The sequence below is a fragment of the Paenibacillus sp. PSB04 genome, assembly GCF_025809195.1.
Lineage (GTDB): Bacteria > Bacillota > Bacilli > Paenibacillales > Paenibacillaceae > Paenibacillus_AQ > Paenibacillus_AQ favisporus.
On sequence record NZ_CP081301.1, the window covers coordinates 3,809,381 to 3,827,175 of the forward strand.

The window sequence follows — 17,795 nt, forward strand, 5'->3', positions numbered from 1 at the left end:
TTGATCAAAACTGTTCATGTCAGTAACGTTGGCCGGGTTCGCTCGGTCAATGAAGACTCGGTATGGGTCGGCCAGCTGCCGCAGGGCTATACCCTCGGAATCGTCGCTGACGGCATGGGAGGGCATCAGGCAGGCGATACGGCCAGCCGGCTGGCCGTCGAAACCATGACGGGCGACCTGTCCTCGCTAGAATCCGGCATTTCGCCGGAAGGCCTGAAGGCCGCGCTTAGCGACGCCATCCTGCACGCCAATGATGTGATTTATACCGAGGCCTCCAAACACGAGGAATTTTACAATATGGGAACGACGGTCGTGGCCCTGCTCCTGAGCGGGGAATCCGGCTACATTGGACATATCGGAGACAGCCGGGCCTACAAGGTTGCCGGCGGCGAGGTCGTCCAATTAACGGAAGACCATAAACTGGTGTATGAATTGTACAAACGCGGACAAATCAGCCTGGAGAATATGAAAGTCCATCCGATGCGCAATGCGATTACGCGCGCGCTTGGAACGGACGCCGACGTGTCCGTGGACCTGTATCCCATCAGCCTCTCCCCCGGAGAGGTGCTGCTCTTGTGCAGCGACGGCTTAAGCGATCTGGTCAGCTCCGAGCACATCGGGCAAATATCCGGAAACCGCGAGCTGCCGCTGGAAGAAAGAGCGGACCGTTTACTTCAACTGGCACTTCTCGCCGGAGGCGATGACAACATTACCGTCGCCCTGTTCGAACTTCAAGACGAAGTCGCCGGGCAAAGCATAAAGGAGTGGGATTCATGATCGGACACGAATTGGGCGGTCGTTATGAGGTGATCGAGCGGATCGGTGGCGGCGGAATGGCACTCGTTTACAAAGCTCATGATATTTTATTGGGCAGGAACGTAGCCATTAAGGTGCTGCGCCAACAGTTTGTGCACGATGAGGAATTTATTCGCCGTTTCCGCCGGGAGGCACAGTCAGCGGCTTCGCTATCGCATTCGAACGTGGTCAGCATTTATGATGTGGGCCAGGAAGACGACATTCATTATATCGTTATGGAATACGTCGAGGGACATAATCTCGACGAGATCATCAAGGAGCGGGCTCCCCTGCAGGTGGACGAAGCGGTGCGAATCGCCTCGCAGATTTGCGACGCGCTGGATCATGCGCATCAGAATCAAATCATCCACCGGGATATCAAGCCGCATAACATTATGATCGGCCGCAACGGCCGGGTAAAGGTAACGGATTTCGGAATCGCCCGTGCCGTTACGTCGACGACAATTACGCAGACGGGTTCGGTGGTCGGATCGGTACATTATTTTTCTCCGGAGCATGCCAAAGGCGTGGTGACCGGGGAAAAGTCGGATTTATATTCTCTTGGTATCGTACTGTACCAGATGCTGACCGCACGTCTGCCGTTTTTGGGGGAGAGCCCGATCAGCGTGGCGCTTAAGCATCTTCAAGAGGAGTTTGAGGAGCCGCGTGAGGTGAATCCTCTCATTCCGCAGAGCGTCGAGAACATTATTCTGAAATCGATGCGCAAAAATCCGCAGGAGCGTTACCAGTCGGCCAAGGAAATGCTTCAGGACCTGGAGACGTGCCTGCTGCCGGAGCGCCGGAATGAGCCGAAGATCGAGTTTGACGATATGGACGATGAGGATCGGACCCGCGTCATTCCGGCCATCAAGCCCCAGCCGCGCTCCATTTCGAGAGCGAAAGCGCAGGCCGTGGAGGATGATGACGAGGCGGACGAGCCGGCGGTCGGCAAAGGCAAGCCAAAGAAGAAAAAGTCGGGCAGGGCGGCGCTGTGGATCAGCTTGACCCTGGTCGTTCTATTGGCTTTGGGCGGTGTGGTGTGGTACGTCAACCAGAAGCTGGTCGTGCCGAATGTCACCGTGCCGAGCGTCATTAACATGACCGAGGATCAGGCGCGCAAAGCGCTCAGCGACAAGGGGCTGATGGTGGAAGATCCGGTCATCCGGAAGTACAACAAGGACTTTGGCGATGGCATCGTCTATAAACAGAGCAGGCCGGAGGGCACGGTCGTCAAAGAAGGCGCGGCGATTCAGCTGACGGTGAGCACGGAGAAGCCGAAGGTACCGATGCCTGACGTCAAGGGTTATACGTTTGACGATGCGAGAAAAGCACTGAATGCCAAGGGCATTAAAGACGATAACATCAAGAAGAAAGAGGAATTCAGCGACAATGTTGAAAAGGGACTGATTATCAGTTCTGACCCTGGAGCTAACGATGAAATCGATGTGGATAACCAGGAGATTACACTGACGGTCAGCCAAGGCCCAGAAACCGTAAAAATGCCCGATTTGATCGGCAAGACACTGCAGGAGGCACAGGATCTTCTAACGCAGAAGAAGCTGAAGCTGCTGCGGGTCGTCGAAGAAGACAGCTATACGGTGGAAAAAGGGAAGGTCATCAAGCAGTTCCCGTTTGACCCGAATACCCAGGCCACGCCGAACGCCGAAATAACGCTCACGATAAGCAAAGGCTACCCGGTGGATGCCCTGAACTATACGCTGAACCTGCCTGTGGCTCCGGTCGAGGAAGGCAAAAATACGAAAATCCAGATCAAATACTCCGACGCCCATACCGAAGGCAAAACGGTCGATTGGGGAACGAAGACCGTCCAAACGACGCAGGTGCTGCCGATCGATCTGGTGGTCGATCCGAACAGGGACGCTGTCGTCACGGTACTTCGCGACGGACAGGTGTTCGATACGTACTCGGTGCGGTACACCGATGTACAGAACGGTACCGTGCCGCAGATCGAGCTCCCGGCCATGGGGGGCGAGGATCCCGGTGATCCGGGCCATGAGGGTGATCCCGGTGATCAGGGAGATTCCGGCAACGGGGATGGTCAAGGAGCAGACGAGACCGGATTTCTGAACGACCACCCGGGGAAGGGCAAAGGCAAGGACAAGGGTAAGGGGCCCGACACCGAAAACGTCATTTACAGATAACCAACGTGTCATTCGGACATATTGAATAGATGTCAAAGTTAGTTAACTTTTAACAATCATATTATCTCCGGCTCCTGCCTCACCGGCAGAAGCCGGAAAGAAAGAGAGGCCTTGCAATGTATGCCTGATGGAGTAATCGTGAAAGCTCTGAGCGGATACTACTATGTCAAACCGCTGGAGAACGGAAAAGCCGTAGGAAGCGCCGAAGCCGTACAGTGCCGCGCGCGGGGGATCTTCAAGAAGAGAGGCACCTCTCCGCTTGTCGGGGATCATGTGGTGTACTCCCTTACCGAGAACGGTGAGGGGATGGTGGATGAGATCAAGCCCCGCCGATCCGAACTGATCCGCCCGCCCGTTGCCAATGCGGAGCTTGCGGTCCTGCTGTTTTCTGTTCGTGAACCGGATCTCAACCTGTCCCTGCTTGACAAATTTCTGGTCCATATTGAGCATTCCGGCCTGGAGACGATCATTTGTCTCACCAAACAGGATCTGCTTGCCGCGGATACGGATGCCCAGGACCCGGTAATGGCCGTCAAGGAGCTCTATGAGCGGATCGGCTATGAGGTTCTGGTTACGAGTTCACGTTCCGGCCTGGGAAGCAGCGAGCTGAAGGAACGCCTTACGGGCGTCATCAGCGTGTTTTCGGGCCAATCGGGCGTCGGCAAGTCCTCGCTTCTGAACCGGCTCGTTCCCGGACTTTCCCTCGAGACGAGCGCCATCAGCATGAGACTAGGGCGCGGGAAGCATACGACGCGCCACGTGGAGCTGATCGAGCTCGATAACGGCGGGTTTGTCGCCGATACACCGGGGTTCAGCCAGCTCGATTTCCTTGAGCTGGGCGTCGAGGAATTGTCCACCTGCTTCCGGGAATTTGGGCCTTATGCGGAGCTATGCAAATTCCGCGGCTGCAGCCATACGCACGAACCGGGCTGCAAAGTCATTGAGGCGAAGGAGAGCGGGGATATCGCATCAAGCCGCTACGAGCATTATGTGCAGTTTTATACGGAAATGAAAGAAAAGAAGCGGAGGTATTAACACGATGATTAAAATCGCACCATCGATATTGTCGGCGGACTTCGCCAAACTGGGTCAGGAGGTTGCCGAAGCGGAGAAGTCCGGAGCCGACTGGATTCATGTGGATGTCATGGACGGGCACTTTGTGCCGAATATTACGCTGGGGGCGCCGATCGTCAGCGCCATTGCCCCCCACACGACCCTGCCGCTGGATGTGCATCTGATGATCGAGAATCCGGAGCGGTACATCCCGGATTTCGCCAAGGCGGGAGCGGCTTTCATTACGGTGCATGCGGAAGCCTGCACGCATTTGCACCGCGTTGTGCATATGATTAAAGAGCTGGGCGTAAAGGCGGGGGTTGCCCTGAATCCGGGCACACCGGCGTCTGCGATCAGCGAAGTGCTGGAGGATCTGGACCTGGTGCTGGTCATGACCGTTAACCCGGGCTTCGGCGGACAGGCGTTCATTCCGCGCACCGTTCACAAAATCCGCCAAATCCGCCAGCGTCTCAACGAACTGTCGCTGTTTAACGTCCATATCGAAGTGGACGGCGGCATTACGTCCGAGACGGCGCCGCTGGTCACCGAGGCGGGTGCCGACGTGCTGGTGGCGGGAAGCGCCGTGTACGCACAGCCCGACAGAGCCGCTGCCATTTCGGCCATTCGCCGCAGCGTCGGGGGAAAATAATTTCATGAAATTCAAAGACGCGCTGTATCTGACTTTGGCCAGTATCGGAACAGGCCTGTTACTCGGTATATTTTCCATTCTGAAATCGCCGTTTAATGCCATCGCCTCGCTGATCGCGGTGGTGCTGGCCATTTATTATTTCCGGAAAAACGAACGCAAGGGATTAAGGATCGGCTACGTCATCTTTTCGATCCTGTACTACCTGCTGTTTATCTTTATGCTGTCGGTCTACCAATTTTATCAATTGTCTCCGGCTTCAGCTTGAGGCTTAAGGCATAGGGCGTGCTCTTTGAGCATACATATGGTTACATGAGTCAAGGTTCTCATGTAACCTTTTTTTTGTTCCGTCTTAACATTGATCTGGTTCAGGGCATACCATACCGTGATGACATGAGAATGATGGGGAGGGTGAGATATGAAATTTTATACGTTTAAGCTGCCAAAGTTTTTGGGAGGATTCGTGAAGGCTCTTTTAAACACGTTTCACAAAAGCTGATCTTGATACCCTTTGGTATGCCGCTTGCACAACCGTAAACGGCTTCGCCTTATTGAAGATCATAGAACATACAAGGTTCAGCGGAGCTGAACGATTCTATGATCGCAAGAAAAACTTCTGCTTCACGCGGTCTGTCTTCCCATGAGAGCGCATCAATAGACGTTTTTCTTACAGGCGGAGCTCACGTTTCGCGGATGAAATATAAGGCCGGTATAAGAACACAGGCGGATTGACCCTTATATTTCAAAAAAAACCTCTGACAGATGCCAGCGGCATGGCTGCCAACTGATACCGGCCAAAGGCATTAAAAAAGCACCTGCTGGAAACTAGGTGCTTTTTGCTTATATGTCATTACTAAACGCGGGTAACTTTACCTGCTTTCAACGCGCGAGTGCTTACATAAACGCGCTTCGGTTTGCCGTCAACGAGGATACGAACCTTTTGAACGTTTACACCCCAAGAACGACGGTTACGGTTGTTAGCGTGGGATACGTGGTTACCGCTGCCTGGTTTTTTGCCAGTCACATAACATTTGCGAGACATAGATTACACCTCCTTAGCTCCAAACACCTGCATAAAACAATACTTGTATATTTTATCATAGCAAAAAATGCTTCGTCAACCGCCTGCAAAAACATTTATTTCTGGGGTGTCTTATAGTACAATGTTGATTAGCCCATACTATTTTGAGATGGGATCAATTAACATTTATTTTTTTGAATAGGATTATCCGAAAATTGGACGAATGGCGAAACGAAAACGTGCATTGATTCGTATTTATAAGGACGCCAATGGCTTAGGGATCAAGCTAGGAAGGGGATTTATCATTGAGTAAGCGTTCTTTGAATGGAACTGATTTTACCGCTATGGTTCTGGCTGGGGCGGAACAATTGCAGCAGCATGCCGAGCATGTCAATTCATTGAATGTGTTTCCGGTACCTGATGGTGATACGGGCACGAACATGAATCTGACGATGGGTGCCGGTGTCGCTGAACTGAAGAGAAACAATTCGAATTCGATCGGGCACAGCGCAGGCGTGCTGTCCAAGGGACTGCTCATGGGCGCGCGGGGGAACTCCGGCGTGATTACCTCCCAATTGTTCCGGGGTTTTGGACGCTACGCCGCAACCTATGATGAACTGAATGCGGTTCAGTTCGCGCAGGCGCTGCAGACCGGAGTTGACGCAGCTTACAAGGCGGTGGTCAAGCCGGTGGAGGGCACGATCCTGACGGTTGCGAAGGAAGCCGCGAAGCATGCGGTATTTTTGGCTCGGCGCACACCGGATATTACGGAGCTCATGGAACAGGTGCTCGCCAAAGCAAAAGAAACGTTAGCCCAGACTCCGGAGATGCTCCCTGTCCTGAAGCAGGTGGGGGTTGTCGATTCGGGGGGACAAGGTCTGGTTTATATTTACGAGGGATTTTTGCAATATTTGCACAGCGTCAGCGAAGGCGGCTATGACTACCAGTCCTTTGCGGCACCGAGTGCGGTACAGCCGGCCCAGGATCAACCGGCGGCAGCAAGAACCCAGGTAAAGCCAGCGCCCGTGGCGACAGAAGTACCGGATATTGCGCAGTCCCGCCTGGAAACGGAAGACATCGAATTTTTATATGATATGGAATTTTTCATTAACCGGAAGTTAGGGGATGCGGCAGGTACGCATTTCGACGAGGATCAATTCAGGAAAGCGTTGTCAATGAACGGGGATTCGATTATCGTCATTGCCGATGACGAGATCATCAAGGTTCACGTGCATTCCAAAGCACCGGGCGAGGTGCTGAATTTGGCGTTGCGTTACGGCGAAATTACCCAGATTCATATTCTGAATATGCGCGAGCAGCACCGGGATCTGCTGTCGGCCGGGATGGACATCGCGCCGATGCCGGAGGTTTTTGCCGATATTCCGGTCGAATCGATGGACCATACGCCGGAAGAGGCGCCCGCCGAGCCGCCGGCCGATGAACTGGCACCTTACGGGTTTATCGCTGTGGCCTCCGGACAGGGCATTGCGGACATTTTCAAGAGCCTGGGCGTCGATGTCGTCCTCTCGGGCGGCCAGACGATGAACCCGAGCACGGAGGACTTTGTGAACGCGATCGCGTCCATTTCCGCGCACCATATTTACATTTTGCCGAACAATTCCAATATCGTGCTGGCTGCCCAGCAGGCGGGAGAACTGCTTGAGGGCGAACGCAGCGTGAAGGTCATTCCGAGCAAGACGGTGCCTCAGGGCATTGCTGCGGCATTCGCCTTTTCGGAGGAAGATTCCGAGGAGACGAATACGAGCAGCATGCTGGAAGCGATCGGCCGGATCAAGTCGGGTCAAGTGACCTACGCCGTGCGCGACTCGCAAATCGATCAGCTGGATATTAAAGCCGGCCAGTTTATCGGTATCGAAAATTCGAAGATCGTGACGGCTGCCGAAGGTCTTCTGCCTGCATGCCAGGAGCTTCTGACCAAGATGCTGGAGAACGGGGACGAAATTGTGACCATTCTGGCCGGGGAAGAGGCGAACCCGGAAATGACGGGCGAGTTGGCCGCGTGGCTGGCAGAGCAGTACCCGGATGCGGAAATTGAAGTGCATCAGGGCGGACAGCCGCTGTACTATTACATTTTTTCAGTGGAATCTTGAAGAGCAGCCTTGGGACCGAAAATCGAAGTTTGAATGAAAATGAAGGAGGCCCCATTCGATGACCCAACCGGTAATTGTAACGGACAGTACGGCCGACATACCCGAGGATATCGCGAAGCAGCATGACATTCACGTCGTTCCGCTCCGGCTGATGTTCGGCGAGGATACCTTTGAAGACGGCGTGGATATTTCCGCCGAGGTGTTCTACAAACGGCTTGTCCAGTCCGAGCAGCTTCCGACTACGTCGCAGGCTTCTCCAGCAGATTATATGCAGGTTTATCAAGAAATTATGAATGAATATCCGGGCTCGCCGATTATTTCCTTTCATATTTCCTCCGGGCTGAGCGGCACGTATCAATCGGCCACGATTGCCAAGTCCATGCTGGAGGGCGACCCGGATATTACGATCGTCGATTCCAAATCGGCGTCCTACGGATTCGGCCTGCTGGTCGTGCATGCAGCCAGACTGGCTGCCGAAGGCAAAACCGCAGAGGAGATCGTGCGTTCCGTTGAAGAGGTGCGCAGGCAGCGCAAGCTGTATTTTCTCGTGGACACGCTGGAATATTTGCAAAAGGGAGGACGAATCGGCAAGGCGGCGGCTATGATCGGCAACCTGCTGAACATCAAGCCGATTCTGTCCATTGACGAAGAAGGCATTATTTATGCGGTGGAGAAGGTCAGAGGCCGCAAGAAGGCGCTGGCCCGGATCCTGGAGCGTTTTCGGGAGGATTTGGGCGGCGTTCAAAACATCAATGTGGCAGTGGGCCATACGGCCGACCCGGCTTCAGCCGAGCCCGTGCTTGAGGATCTGTCGCGGGATTTCCGGCTGCAGGAGGTCGTTCTGACAAACATCGGACCGGTCGTCGGAACCCATGTCGGGCCCGGGACGCTGGCCGTGTTTATATGGCCCGCTTAAATGAGGGATAACCATGAGTCTGAGTCTTGAACAAATATCGGTACGGCAGGTCCGCGGCGTGAGCGCCCTCAAGGAAGGGGAGCTTCACGCCTTTGGCATCTTTACGGTGAAGGATTTGCTGGAATATTATCCGTTCCGGTACGAGGATTACCGGCTCCGTTCGCTGCAGGACGTGAAGGACGGGGACAAAATTACGATCCAGGCGAAGGTGATGGGCGTTCCCGTACTGCAGCGGTATGGGCGAAAGTCCCGCCTCAGCTGTAAAATGATGGCTGAGGAATGGATGTTCACCGCCACCTGGTTCAATCGGCATTTTCTGAAGGATCAGCTGACCTCCGGGCGCGAAATCGTGCTCGTCGGCAAATGGGACCAGCGCCGTATGCAGCTGACCGTGTCGGAATCGGAGTTTCCGGACCAGGGGGCATGGCGCAGCGGTACGGTGCAGCCGGTCTATTCGGTCGGGGGCAAAATTACGCAGACCTGGATGCGCAAAACGATGACCCAGGCGCTCGAGCAGTACGGGGAAATGATCCCGGAAATTTTGCCGGAGGAACTGCTGCGGAAGTACCATCTGATGCCGCGGAAAAAGGCGATCGCCACGATCCACCAGCCCCAGGATACCGGGGAAGGGCAGCAGGGGCGCGAGCGGATGGTCTATGAGGAGCTGTTTCTGTTTCAGCTGAAAATGCAGGCGTTCCGCGCCCTGAACCGGGAGCGTATGGACGGCGTCGTCCATACGGTGGACAACAAAACGATGCGCGAGTTCGTGCGCAGCCTGCCGTTCGAGCTCACCGATGCGCAGAAGAAGGTCGAGCTCGAAATTTTGCAGGACATGCGCTCGCCGCACTGCATGAACCGGCTGCTGCAGGGAGACGTCGGCTCCGGCAAAACGGTGCTGGCGGCGATCGCCTTGTACGCGTCGGTGCGTTCGGGCTATCAGGGCGCGCTGATGGTGCCGACCGAAATTTTGGCCGAGCAGCATACGCGCTCGCTGCAGAAGCTGTTTGAGCCGTTCGGCATCACCGTCGGCCTGCTGACCGGCAGCGTTACGGGGCGCAAGCGCAAGGACCTGCTCGCCTCGCTGCAGATGGGCTTGACCGACATCGTCGTCGGAACGCACGCCCTGATCCAGGAGGACGTGTTTTTCCGCAAGCTGGGCGTGGTGGTTACCGACGAGCAGCACCGGTTCGGTGTCAACCAGCGCGGCATTCTGCGGCGCAAGGGGTATAATCCGGACGTGCTGACGATGACCGCGACGCCGATCCCGCGGACGCTGGCGATTACAGCGTTCGGCGACATGGACGTGTCCACGCTGTCGGAGCGCCCGAAAGGACGGATCCCGATCACGACGTACTGGGTCAAGCACAATATGCTCGACCGGGTGCTGGGCTTCATCGCCCGCGAGGTGGACCAGGGGCGCCAGGCGTACCTGATCTGTCCGCTGATCGAGGAGTCGGACAAGCTGGACGTGCAGAACGCGATCGATCTGCATGTCCAGATGCAGCAGGCGTTCCCTTCCTACAAGGTGGGCCTGCTGCACGGCCGTATGACGCCGGCGGAGAAGGAGGAAGTGATGCGGGCCTTCTACGAAAACGAGGTGCAGCTGCTCGTCTCGACCACTGTCGTCGAGGTCGGGGTGGACGTGCCGAATGCGACGCTGATGGTCATTATGGACGCGGACCGTTTCGGCCTGTCGCAGCTGCATCAGCTTCGGGGCCGTGTTGGACGCGGTGAGCACGCTTCCTACTGCGTGCTGATCGCCGATCCGAAGTCGGAGGTCGGTCAGGAGCGCATGAACGTTATGACCGAGACCGATGACGGCTTTGAAGTATCCCGGCGCGACCTGGATCTTCGCGGACCGGGAGATTTCTTCGGCACGAAGCAGAGCGGTCTGCCCGAGTTCCGCCTGGCGGACATGGTCAGCGACTTTGCCGTGCTGGAGCAGGCGAGGGATGACGCTGCCCGGCTGGTGGCGGATCCGGCGTTTTGGACCTCCCCGGCATACGGGCCTCTGCGGGATTATTTGCAGCAGGAACAGATTTTTCAAGGAGATTTGGTCGATTAGGTCAGTGGACAACCCCTCCCGTCATATACTTAGTTGGACTGCATTAGACGGGAGGTGCCAATATGGGTTATCAGCAGTACGGAATCAGCCCCCAATTGGTCGCACGGATCAAGCTGAAGATGAAAAATCCGGCCACCAAGGAGCGCATTAAAAAATTGATCGAAGGCGTAAACAAACAGGACCTGCAGGATCCGGCCAGGGTACAGCGGCTGGTCAAGTCGGCATCGTCCATCCTGAACGAGAAGCTGACCGGCGCCGAGGAAGGACAAATCGTCCGGTTTGTGATCGCCCAAAAAATCGATCCCAATAATACGTTCCACCTGATCAAGTTGTGGGGAATGTTTCGCTAAAAAAGCATACAAGCGCTTAGAATGCAGCCCTCCGGGAGAAACCCGGGGGGCTTTTTTTGTATTCAAAGCAGGCAGCAGCGAGACCTGCCCGAACTTCTTGACGTATTAGGCTGTCAGGCGATTTGCGGACTCTCTTCTTTTGAAGATCAAGCCGGCGGTGGTGATAGAAACCGCGAGGTTCGTCCTAGTCATTTGGTCACAATATGACGTCTGATGTCAGATATTGCGTTTGAAACAGAGAAATTTTGGGTAACTGATTCGAAGTGGTCTTCTTTATTGCATCCACAATATTCATAATTGGAGGGATCATGTTGCCAGGACTGAAATTGGGGAAGAGCAGCAAGCCGGCCCGGTCGAAAGAACCGGATGAATCCCGGCGGAAATTTTTGAAAGCCTCGGGAATGACGCTTGGCGGTCTGGTCGTCGGCGGTGTGTTCGGGGGCGTCCTGACGGACAGTCTGGAGAAAGATCAGGCCCCCAAGACGGCGCCTGCCGACAGCAAGCCTGAGGCTTCACTGCAGGATGCGCTGATGTTCTTTAACCAGGAGCAGTTTAAAATGACCGAAGCGGCGGCCGAAAGGATTTATCCCGAAGATGAGAACGGTCCCGGTGCCAAGGCGCTGGGCGTCGCCTTTTTTATTGATCATCAGCTCGCAGGCCCATGGGGGTATAACGCGCGGGACTATATGATGGGTCCTTTTGTCCAGGCCCAGGCAACGCAGGGGGAGCAGTCGCGGCTGAAGCGCAACGAGATGTTCACGCTGGGCCTGGAGGGACTGAAGAGTTACTGCCAGCAAAAGCACCAAAAGGCTTTTACGGAGCTTGAGGGCCAGCAGCAGGACGAAGTGCTGACCGCCATGGAGAAAGGGGACAAATTTCCCATGCGCGGGGTGACGAGCAGCAGCTTCTTCAACATGCTGAAAAATTTGACGATCGAGGGCGTATACGCCGATCCGCTCTATGGCGGCAACCGGAATATGAACGGATGGAAGATGCGGACTTTTCCGGGCAACCAGATGAGCTACGCCCAGCAGATTACGAAGGAAGGGCTGGTCCAGATCCAGCCGAAAAGCCTGCAGGCTCACATGAGCGAATAAATTTCATAGATATAAGGGGAATCAGACGTGGCCAAATTACCTAAAGTACCAGTGGTTATTGTTGGAATGGGCTGGGTCGGCGGCATCATTGCGGCCGAGCTGACCAAAGCGGGCGTCCAGGTCGTCGGACTGGAGCGCGGAAAAAGCCGGAGTACGGAAGATTATTTCATGGATCATGATGAGCTGCGGTATGCGCGGCGTTTTGAACTGATGCAGGACTTGTCCAAGGAAACGATCACGTTCCGCAATACGGAATCGATGAGGGCGCTGCCGATGCGCAGCTATGGCTCCTTCCTGCTGGGGGACGGGCTCGGCGGCGCCGGATCGCATTGGAACGGGCAGACGCACCGCTTCCTGCCGTATGACTTTGAGATTTACAGCCAGACGGTCGATCGGTACGGAAAAGGCAAAATTCCCGCCGGCATGCAGCTGCAGGACTGGGGAATCACGTATGATGAAATCGAGCCGTATTACGACAAGTTCGAGCAGATGGCCGGCATTTCCGGGGAATCGGAAGCGAACCCGATGCTTGGCAAACGGTCCCATCCGTTTCCGACGCCGCCGATGAAAAAAACGCCGATCCTGCAAAGGTTCGAGGAGGCTTCGAAAAAGCTCGGGTACCATCCGTACATGATCCCTTCGGCCAACCTGAGCGAGAACTACAAAAACCCGGACGGCGTCTCCCGTGCGGCCTGCCAGTACTGCGGATTTTGCGAGCGGTTTGGCTGTGAGTACGGCGCCAAGGCGGATCCGGTCGTGACGGTGATCCCGACGGCGATGGCCACCGGCAAGCTGGAGGTGCGCACGTTCTCGAACGTGACCGAAATTCTCCATGACGGCAAAAAGGCGACCGGGGTCGTGTACATCAACACGGTAACCGGGGAAGAGGTGACCCAGCCGGCGGACGTGGTCATTCTCGGCAGCTTCGTGCTGAATAACGTGCGCCTGCTGCTGAGCTCCAAGCTCGGAACGCCCTATGACCGGAAAACCGGCCGGGGAACGATCGGCCGGAATTATGCGTATCAGGTCAACTCCGGGCACGCGGTCGGCTTTTACGATGATGAGGAATTCAGCACGTTCATGGGCGCCGGGGCGCTCGGGATGGAGTTCGACGACTTCAACGGGGACAACTTTGACCATTCCGATTTGAAGTTTTTGCACGGGGCGGGCATCCGGATCAGCCAGAACGGCCTGCGCCCGATCGAAAACAATCCGGCGCCGAAGGGCACGCCGACCTGGGGCAAGGAGTGGAAGAAGACCACACTGAAATATGCTAACCGCGTGCTGACCGTAGCGACGCAGGGGGCAAGCTTGCCCTGGAAGCACCACTATTTGGATCTCGATCCGACCTATAAGGACATTTACGGCAAACCGCTGCTGCGGATTACGTTTGATTTCGAAGATCAGGACCGTGAGCTGACGAAGTTTCTGGCAGACAAGGCCGGTGAGGTCATGAAGGAGATGGGTCCTTCCCATGTGGAGGTCAAGGACAAGCTGGATCCTTACAATATCGTTCCTTACCAATCCACCCACAATACCGGCGGGGTCATTATGGGCGCGGACCCGGAAACGTCGGCGGTGAACAGTTACCTGCAGATGTGGGAAGCGGAAAACGTGTTTGTGGTAGGTGCTTCGGCATTTCCGCATAACAGCGGCTACAATCCGACCGATACCGTCGGCGCGCTTGCCTACCGGGCGGCGGAAGGGATTCAGAAGTATTTGAAACAGGGAGGCATGCTTGTCTGAACTGGCAGTGCTGTCGGGTTTCGGGCTACTGTGTGACGGTCATGCAACTTCAAAATGGAAAAGGAGGGATCGGCCATGCTTTCGACGATCGGAATACCGGGGCTGCTGCTGTTGCTGCTGCTCGTCCTGCTGCTGTTCGGGCCGTCCAAGCTGCCGCAGCTCGGCAAGGCGGTGGGAACGACACTTCACGAATTCCGCAGCTCTGCGCGGCAACTGACGGAAGAGGATGAGGAGAAGCAAGATGCGGGGCGCCGCCAGGAAGGATAACAGAACAACATACTTATTTATTTCAAATGGAGGGATTTAACATGAAAAAATGGATGCTGATGGGACTTACACTGCTGCTGGTTTTTGTGCTTAGCGCCTGCGGAAGCAGCGGCGGAAGCGGGAGCGGCTCGTCGGACGAGTCTTCGTCTTCCGGCGGCTCGGACGGCGTGAAAGAAATTAAGGTGACGGCGTCAAACTTTAAGTTTGAGCCATCCGAGATCAAGGTCAAAAAGGGCGAAAAAGTCAAAATTACGCTGGAGAACAAAGATGGAAACCACGGTCTGGCCATTCCCGATTTCAACGTGGACCTGCAGAAGCCAAGCTCGGCAGAATTTACCGCCGATCAAGCAGGTGAACATGAGTTCCACTGCTCCGTCATGTGCGGTGCCGGCCACAGCGATATGAAGGGGACCCTGATTGTTGAATAAATTGGCTTAGCAGATGATAGAGCACCGGACTGCCTTCTGACGAAACAGGAGGCAGAATCGAGAAAGCGCCGCCCAGCCGGACCGTAAAGGTTCGCGCAAGGCGGCGCTTTTTTTTGCATATATACGGTTACGCGCCTTCCGGCACCCGTTCGATGCAATCGGGCGTATCGTTTTTAACCGAATTGACCGTCCTTGCGACCGGATAAGCTTCCATTTCCTCGGCAGGATAGGGCACGAGCAGCTTCTGCAGGGCGTTCACGTCTGTTTGCCCGCGGTCCAGCCAGGCCATTTCGTCCTCCGGGCGCAAAATGACGGGCATCCGGTCATGGATCGGCGCCATCAGCGCATTGGGCCCGGAAGTGATGACTGTGCAGGTGCTCAGCTTGCTGCCGTCCTCCTGCAGCCAGGTGTCGTAAAGGCCGGCCATGCTGAAGATTCCCCCACCCCGGAGGGTAATCCGGTAAGGGACTTTGCCGCTGTCGGTTTTCATCCATTCATAAAATCCGTCGGCTGGGATCAGGCACCGCTTCCTCGCAAAAGGCAGCTTATAGGCCGGCTTGTCCGCCAGCGTTTCGCTTCTGGCGTTGATCATCCTGCTCCCCATGCTGCTGTCCTTGGCCCAGGACGGGACCAGCCCCCATTTAAGCTGACCGGCGCGAAAGCTGCTTCCATCATGAATGACCGCCAGTACGTTCTGCGCCGGAGCGATATTATAACGGGGATGAAAGTTCAGCGCAAGCTCAAGCTCATAGCGCAGCATCAATTCTTCCATCGACACGGTCAGTGTATAACGGCCGCACATCAGGCACTCCCCCTTTTGTGGAATGATCGTTGTAAACAGTGTACCGCGGGATGCCGGTTTACGCCAGCCTGTCTGCCAGCAGCAAGGGAAGGCTGTCAAAAAATACATTTGCATAGAGAACATGTGTTTGGTATATAATACGATTATACGTTCGCTTACCGAGTGAGCATGCTTCGTGGAGAGGGAAGCGGCCCGGATCGTTTTTTTCGACGAGCGGTCTTTAGGGAGCTAGAGCTTCTCGGAGCTGCCCGGCCCAAACCGGTTTAACGAAATGCCAAAGTGGATGTGGAGGGTGTATGCGCTTGAGCAGATCAAAGGAGAGAATTATATTTTTGGCCGATTGTCAGAGCTTTTATGCAAGCGTAGAGAAAGCGGATCATCCGGAGTATAAAGACAGGCCGCTCGCCGTTGCCGGAGACCCGATGCGCAGATCGGGCATCATTCTGGCCGCCTGCCCGATCGCCAAGAGCTACGGGGTATCCACCGCCGAACGGCTGGGGGAGGCGCTCAAGAAGTGCCCGGATCTCGTCATTATGCGTCCAAGAATGCAGCATTATATCGATGTCTCGCTTCAGATTACCCGGATTTACGAGGAATATACCGATCTGGTCGAAATATTCAGCATCGACGAGCAGTTTCTGGACGTGACCGGCAGCCTGGCTCTCTTCGGCGACCCCGTGAGCATTGCGAAGTCGATCCAGCAGAAGGTGATGGAGGAGACGGGAGTCTGGGTGCGGGTCGGCATCAGCTCGAACAAAATTTTGGCTAAAATCGCCACCGACATTTGGGCGAAGAAGAACAAGGAGGGCATTTTTATACTGCCCAAAGCCGACATCGAGAAGAATCTGTGGCCGCAGCCGGTCCATAAAATGTTTGGAGTGGGCTCGCGCATGACGGCCCATTTTGCCAAGCTCGGCATGACGACGATCGGGGATGTGGCGAGAACGCCTCTCCCCCAGCTGAAGGATAAATTCCGGGCGCGGTTCGGCAAGCAGTCGGATATCCAGGCCGAAGTGATGTGGCGCACCGCCAACGGCATGGACGACAGCAAGGTGACCCCGGAAACGTTCGACAAGCCTCCCAAATCGGTCGGGCATATGATGACGCTGCCCCGGGACTACGCCATCCCCAAGGAGGTCGACACGATCCTGCTGGAGCTGACGGAAGAAGTATGCCGCGACTGCCGACGGAAGGGATATATGGGCTCGGTCGTCACGGTCAGCTGCATGTGCAGCCCTTATGACGCGCCGACAGGCTTTTCCCGGCAAATGAAGATGCCGGATCCCACGAACAATACGAACAAGGTGTATGAAGCCGTAAAAACGATTTTTTATAAGCATTGGGACCGCATGCCCGTTAGGCGCGCCGGGGTCATGCTGAGCGAGCTCAGCGACGACCGGAATTACCAGCTGACGCTGTTTGAAGACCAGGAGCGGCTGCGGGCTCTGGAAAAGGCGACGGACCATATCAAGCAGCGGTACGGCAGCATGGCGATCGTAAGAGCCTCTTCCCTTACGGGCGCCGGTCAGGCGGCGGAGCGGTCCATGAAAATCGGGGGCATTATAAATGAGCAAGAAGCTTGAGAATAACGGGATTTGGGAATCCAGCCGCATGATGCTGCCACAGCACCGGGAGGAACTGCTGAAGCGGCGCTCGCAGCAGCCGGAGGAACACCGGCCGCCCCGCAGGGAGGACCTGGAGCTGATGCGGGACAGAATCCTGCTCCCGGTCATGATATCGATTGTGAAGAAGCGGATCCAGGCGATCGAGGCGTCAAGCGAGGCCTTGAAGCACCTTTATTCGAAGGTGGCCCAGGTCCTGCTGCAGGACATCCAGAAGGATTTGTCCAAGGTGGAGCAAACCATGCTCGATGAGCGCATCGATCTGACCCAGGAGGGAAAGGACACCCAGATGATCTGGTACCGGTATTCGTTTCATGGGTATGAGGATACCTTCACGATCACGCGGGATTATATGCGCACGGAGGTCAGCGTAAGAATCGGACGGTACTCGGACCGGCTGATTACGGCATTGTACGCCCGTCTGCAGGATCATAAGCAGAAATAACCGAATGGAGCCCGTTGTCTTGTCTGGGAGACAACGGGCTTTTGGCCGTGTCGTATCTGGGCGAGATCAGGATCGGCGGACATCCAGGCCGCTGTGGCCATAACGATGGATAGGAAGCGTACAGCAGAAATTACCAGGTTCAGCCGCCGGGATTCAGGGTAGGTATGGGAGTGGAACGCCCAGGAACGGAATGGGGCCTGTTTCCTATTTTGGAAATCCGGGGGATCATACGTTTTGCAATTCGGCGGGAAAAAGGCCGCCAATGGTAA

At 55.6% G+C, this 17,795-nt stretch carries 18 protein-coding genes; 16 read left to right on the forward strand and 2 right to left on the reverse strand.

Annotated elements, in window-relative coordinates:
• From K2F33_RS17555 to spoVM, 6 genes are all read left to right on the forward strand, one after another.
• Positions 1 to 777: a Stp1/IreP family PP2C-type Ser/Thr phosphatase gene (locus tag K2F33_RS17555; RefSeq protein ID WP_076169939.1), complete on the forward strand. Its 777-nt coding sequence runs from the start codon at positions 1 to 3 to the stop codon at positions 775 to 777.
• Complete coding sequence (gene pknB / locus K2F33_RS17560) at positions 774 to 2,957, forward strand: Stk1 family PASTA domain-containing Ser/Thr kinase (RefSeq protein ID WP_263878143.1); 2,184 nt, start codon at positions 774 to 776, stop codon at positions 2,955 to 2,957. The genes K2F33_RS17555 and pknB overlap by 4 nt, the downstream gene beginning before the upstream one ends.
• A 120-nt stretch (positions 2,958 to 3,077) precedes the next feature.
• Positions 3,078 to 3,992, forward strand: coding sequence for a ribosome small subunit-dependent GTPase A (gene rsgA / locus K2F33_RS17565; RefSeq protein WP_263878145.1), 915 nt, complete (start codon positions 3,078 to 3,080; stop codon positions 3,990 to 3,992).
• Positions 3,993 to 3,996: 4 nt separating this feature from the next.
• Entirely contained in the window at positions 3,997 to 4,659 is a 663-nt protein-coding gene (gene rpe, locus K2F33_RS17570; RefSeq protein WP_089548135.1) for a ribulose-phosphate 3-epimerase, read from the forward strand.
• A gap of 4 nt (positions 4,660 to 4,663) precedes the next feature.
• On the forward strand, positions 4,664 to 4,924 hold the full coding sequence (locus K2F33_RS17575; protein ID WP_076169943.1) for a hypothetical protein: 261 nt from the start codon (positions 4,664 to 4,666) through the stop codon (positions 4,922 to 4,924).
• 150 nt (positions 4,925 to 5,074) lie between these two features.
• Positions 5,075 to 5,155 carry a stage V sporulation protein SpoVM gene (gene spoVM / locus K2F33_RS17580; protein ID WP_036707696.1) on the forward strand — a complete coding sequence of 27 codons (81 nt, stop codon included), beginning with the start codon at positions 5,075 to 5,077 and terminating at the stop codon, positions 5,153 to 5,155.
• Between the two features lie 354 nt (positions 5,156 to 5,509).
• On the opposite strand, the gene rpmB is transcribed toward spoVM, so the two are convergent.
• On the reverse strand, positions 5,510 to 5,698 hold the full coding sequence (rpmB, locus tag K2F33_RS17585; protein WP_047910965.1) for a 50S ribosomal protein L28: 189 nt from the start codon (positions 5,696 to 5,698) through the stop codon (positions 5,510 to 5,512).
• Between the two features lie 284 nt (positions 5,699 to 5,982).
• Here rpmB and K2F33_RS17590 point away from each other — a divergent pair, with 284 nt between their 5' ends.
• From K2F33_RS17590 to K2F33_RS17625, 8 genes are all read left to right on the forward strand, one after another.
• Entirely contained in the window at positions 5,983 to 7,788 is a 1,806-nt protein-coding gene (locus K2F33_RS17590) for a DAK2 domain-containing protein (protein WP_116229600.1), read from the forward strand.
• A 58-nt stretch (positions 7,789 to 7,846) separates the two neighbouring features.
• Positions 7,847 to 8,704: a DegV family protein gene (locus K2F33_RS17595; protein WP_145131841.1), complete on the forward strand. Its 858-nt coding sequence runs from the start codon at positions 7,847 to 7,849 to the stop codon at positions 8,702 to 8,704.
• Between the two features lie 13 nt (positions 8,705 to 8,717).
• Positions 8,718 to 10,769 (forward strand): ATP-dependent DNA helicase RecG, encoded by a 2,052-nt coding sequence (gene recG, locus K2F33_RS17600; protein WP_089548132.1) that lies wholly within the window; start codon positions 8,718 to 8,720, stop codon positions 10,767 to 10,769.
• Positions 10,770 to 10,831: 62 nt separating this feature from the next.
• Positions 10,832 to 11,119, forward strand: coding sequence for a stage VI sporulation protein F (locus K2F33_RS17605; protein WP_076169947.1), 288 nt, complete (start codon positions 10,832 to 10,834; stop codon positions 11,117 to 11,119).
• Positions 11,120 to 11,427: 308 nt separating this feature from the next.
• Positions 11,428 to 12,216: a gluconate 2-dehydrogenase subunit 3 family protein gene (locus K2F33_RS17610; protein WP_263878154.1), complete on the forward strand. Its 789-nt coding sequence runs from the start codon at positions 11,428 to 11,430 to the stop codon at positions 12,214 to 12,216.
• A gap of 66 nt (positions 12,217 to 12,282) precedes the next feature.
• Entirely contained in the window at positions 12,283 to 13,962 is a 1,680-nt protein-coding gene (locus K2F33_RS17615; RefSeq protein ID WP_076169949.1) for a GMC family oxidoreductase, read from the forward strand.
• 75 nt (positions 13,963 to 14,037) lie between these two features.
• Complete coding sequence (gene tatA / locus K2F33_RS17620) at positions 14,038 to 14,229, forward strand: twin-arginine translocase TatA/TatE family subunit (protein WP_076169950.1); 192 nt, start codon at positions 14,038 to 14,040, stop codon at positions 14,227 to 14,229.
• A 41-nt stretch (positions 14,230 to 14,270) separates the two neighbouring features.
• Positions 14,271 to 14,657, forward strand: coding sequence for a cupredoxin domain-containing protein (locus K2F33_RS17625; RefSeq protein WP_076169951.1), 387 nt, complete (start codon positions 14,271 to 14,273; stop codon positions 14,655 to 14,657).
• A gap of 127 nt (positions 14,658 to 14,784) precedes the next feature.
• On the opposite strand, the gene K2F33_RS17630 is transcribed toward K2F33_RS17625, so the two are convergent.
• A complete protein-coding gene (locus K2F33_RS17630) occupies positions 14,785 to 15,459 on the reverse strand; it encodes an SOS response-associated peptidase (protein ID WP_263878156.1) in 675 nt (224 codons plus the stop codon).
• A gap of 302 nt (positions 15,460 to 15,761) precedes the next feature.
• Between K2F33_RS17630 and K2F33_RS17635 the strand changes: the two genes are divergently transcribed.
• Both K2F33_RS17635 and K2F33_RS17640 read left to right on the forward strand, forming a co-directional pair.
• Positions 15,762 to 17,042: a DNA polymerase IV gene (locus K2F33_RS17635; protein WP_263878158.1), complete on the forward strand. Its 1,281-nt coding sequence runs from the start codon at positions 15,762 to 15,764 to the stop codon at positions 17,040 to 17,042.
• On the forward strand, positions 17,026 to 17,526 hold the full coding sequence (locus tag K2F33_RS17640) for a YhjD family protein (RefSeq protein WP_076169954.1): 501 nt from the start codon (positions 17,026 to 17,028) through the stop codon (positions 17,524 to 17,526). The genes K2F33_RS17635 and K2F33_RS17640 overlap by 17 nt, the downstream gene beginning before the upstream one ends.
• Positions 17,527 to 17,795: the final 269 nt, after the last annotated feature.

Excerpts from the sequence above, each read along its gene's own strand:
- pknB (WP_263878143.1), top strand. The coding sequence starts at position 774 with ATGATCGGACACGAATTGGGCGGTCGTTATGAGGTGATCGAGCGGATC.
- rsgA (WP_263878145.1), top strand. The coding sequence starts at position 3,078 with ATGCCTGATGGAGTAATCGTGAAAGCTCTGAGCGGATACTACTATGTC.
- rpe (WP_089548135.1), top strand. The coding sequence starts at position 3,997 with ATGATTAAAATCGCACCATCGATATTGTCGGCGGACTTCGCCAAACTG.
- K2F33_RS17575 (WP_076169943.1), top strand. The coding sequence starts at position 4,664 with ATGAAATTCAAAGACGCGCTGTATCTGACTTTGGCCAGTATCGGAACA.
- spoVM (WP_036707696.1), top strand. The coding sequence starts at position 5,075 with ATGAAATTTTATACGTTTAAGCTGCCAAAGTTTTTGGGAGGATTCGTG.
- rpmB (WP_047910965.1), bottom strand. The coding sequence starts at position 5,698 with ATGTCTCGCAAATGTTATGTGACTGGCAAAAAACCAGGCAGCGGTAAC.
- K2F33_RS17595 (WP_145131841.1), top strand. The coding sequence starts at position 7,847 with ATGACCCAACCGGTAATTGTAACGGACAGTACGGCCGACATACCCGAG.
- recG (WP_089548132.1), top strand. The coding sequence starts at position 8,718 with ATGAGTCTGAGTCTTGAACAAATATCGGTACGGCAGGTCCGCGGCGTG.
- K2F33_RS17605 (WP_076169947.1), top strand. The coding sequence starts at position 10,832 with ATGGGTTATCAGCAGTACGGAATCAGCCCCCAATTGGTCGCACGGATC.
- K2F33_RS17610 (WP_263878154.1), top strand. The coding sequence starts at position 11,428 with ATGTTGCCAGGACTGAAATTGGGGAAGAGCAGCAAGCCGGCCCGGTCG.
- K2F33_RS17615 (WP_076169949.1), top strand. The coding sequence starts at position 12,283 with ATGGGCTGGGTCGGCGGCATCATTGCGGCCGAGCTGACCAAAGCGGGC.
- tatA (WP_076169950.1), top strand. The coding sequence starts at position 14,038 with ATGCTTTCGACGATCGGAATACCGGGGCTGCTGCTGTTGCTGCTGCTC.
- K2F33_RS17625 (WP_076169951.1), top strand. The coding sequence starts at position 14,271 with ATGAAAAAATGGATGCTGATGGGACTTACACTGCTGCTGGTTTTTGTG.
- K2F33_RS17630 (WP_263878156.1), bottom strand. The coding sequence starts at position 15,459 with ATGTGCGGCCGTTATACACTGACCGTGTCGATGGAAGAATTGATGCTG.
- K2F33_RS17640 (WP_076169954.1), top strand. The coding sequence starts at position 17,026 with ATGAGCAAGAAGCTTGAGAATAACGGGATTTGGGAATCCAGCCGCATG.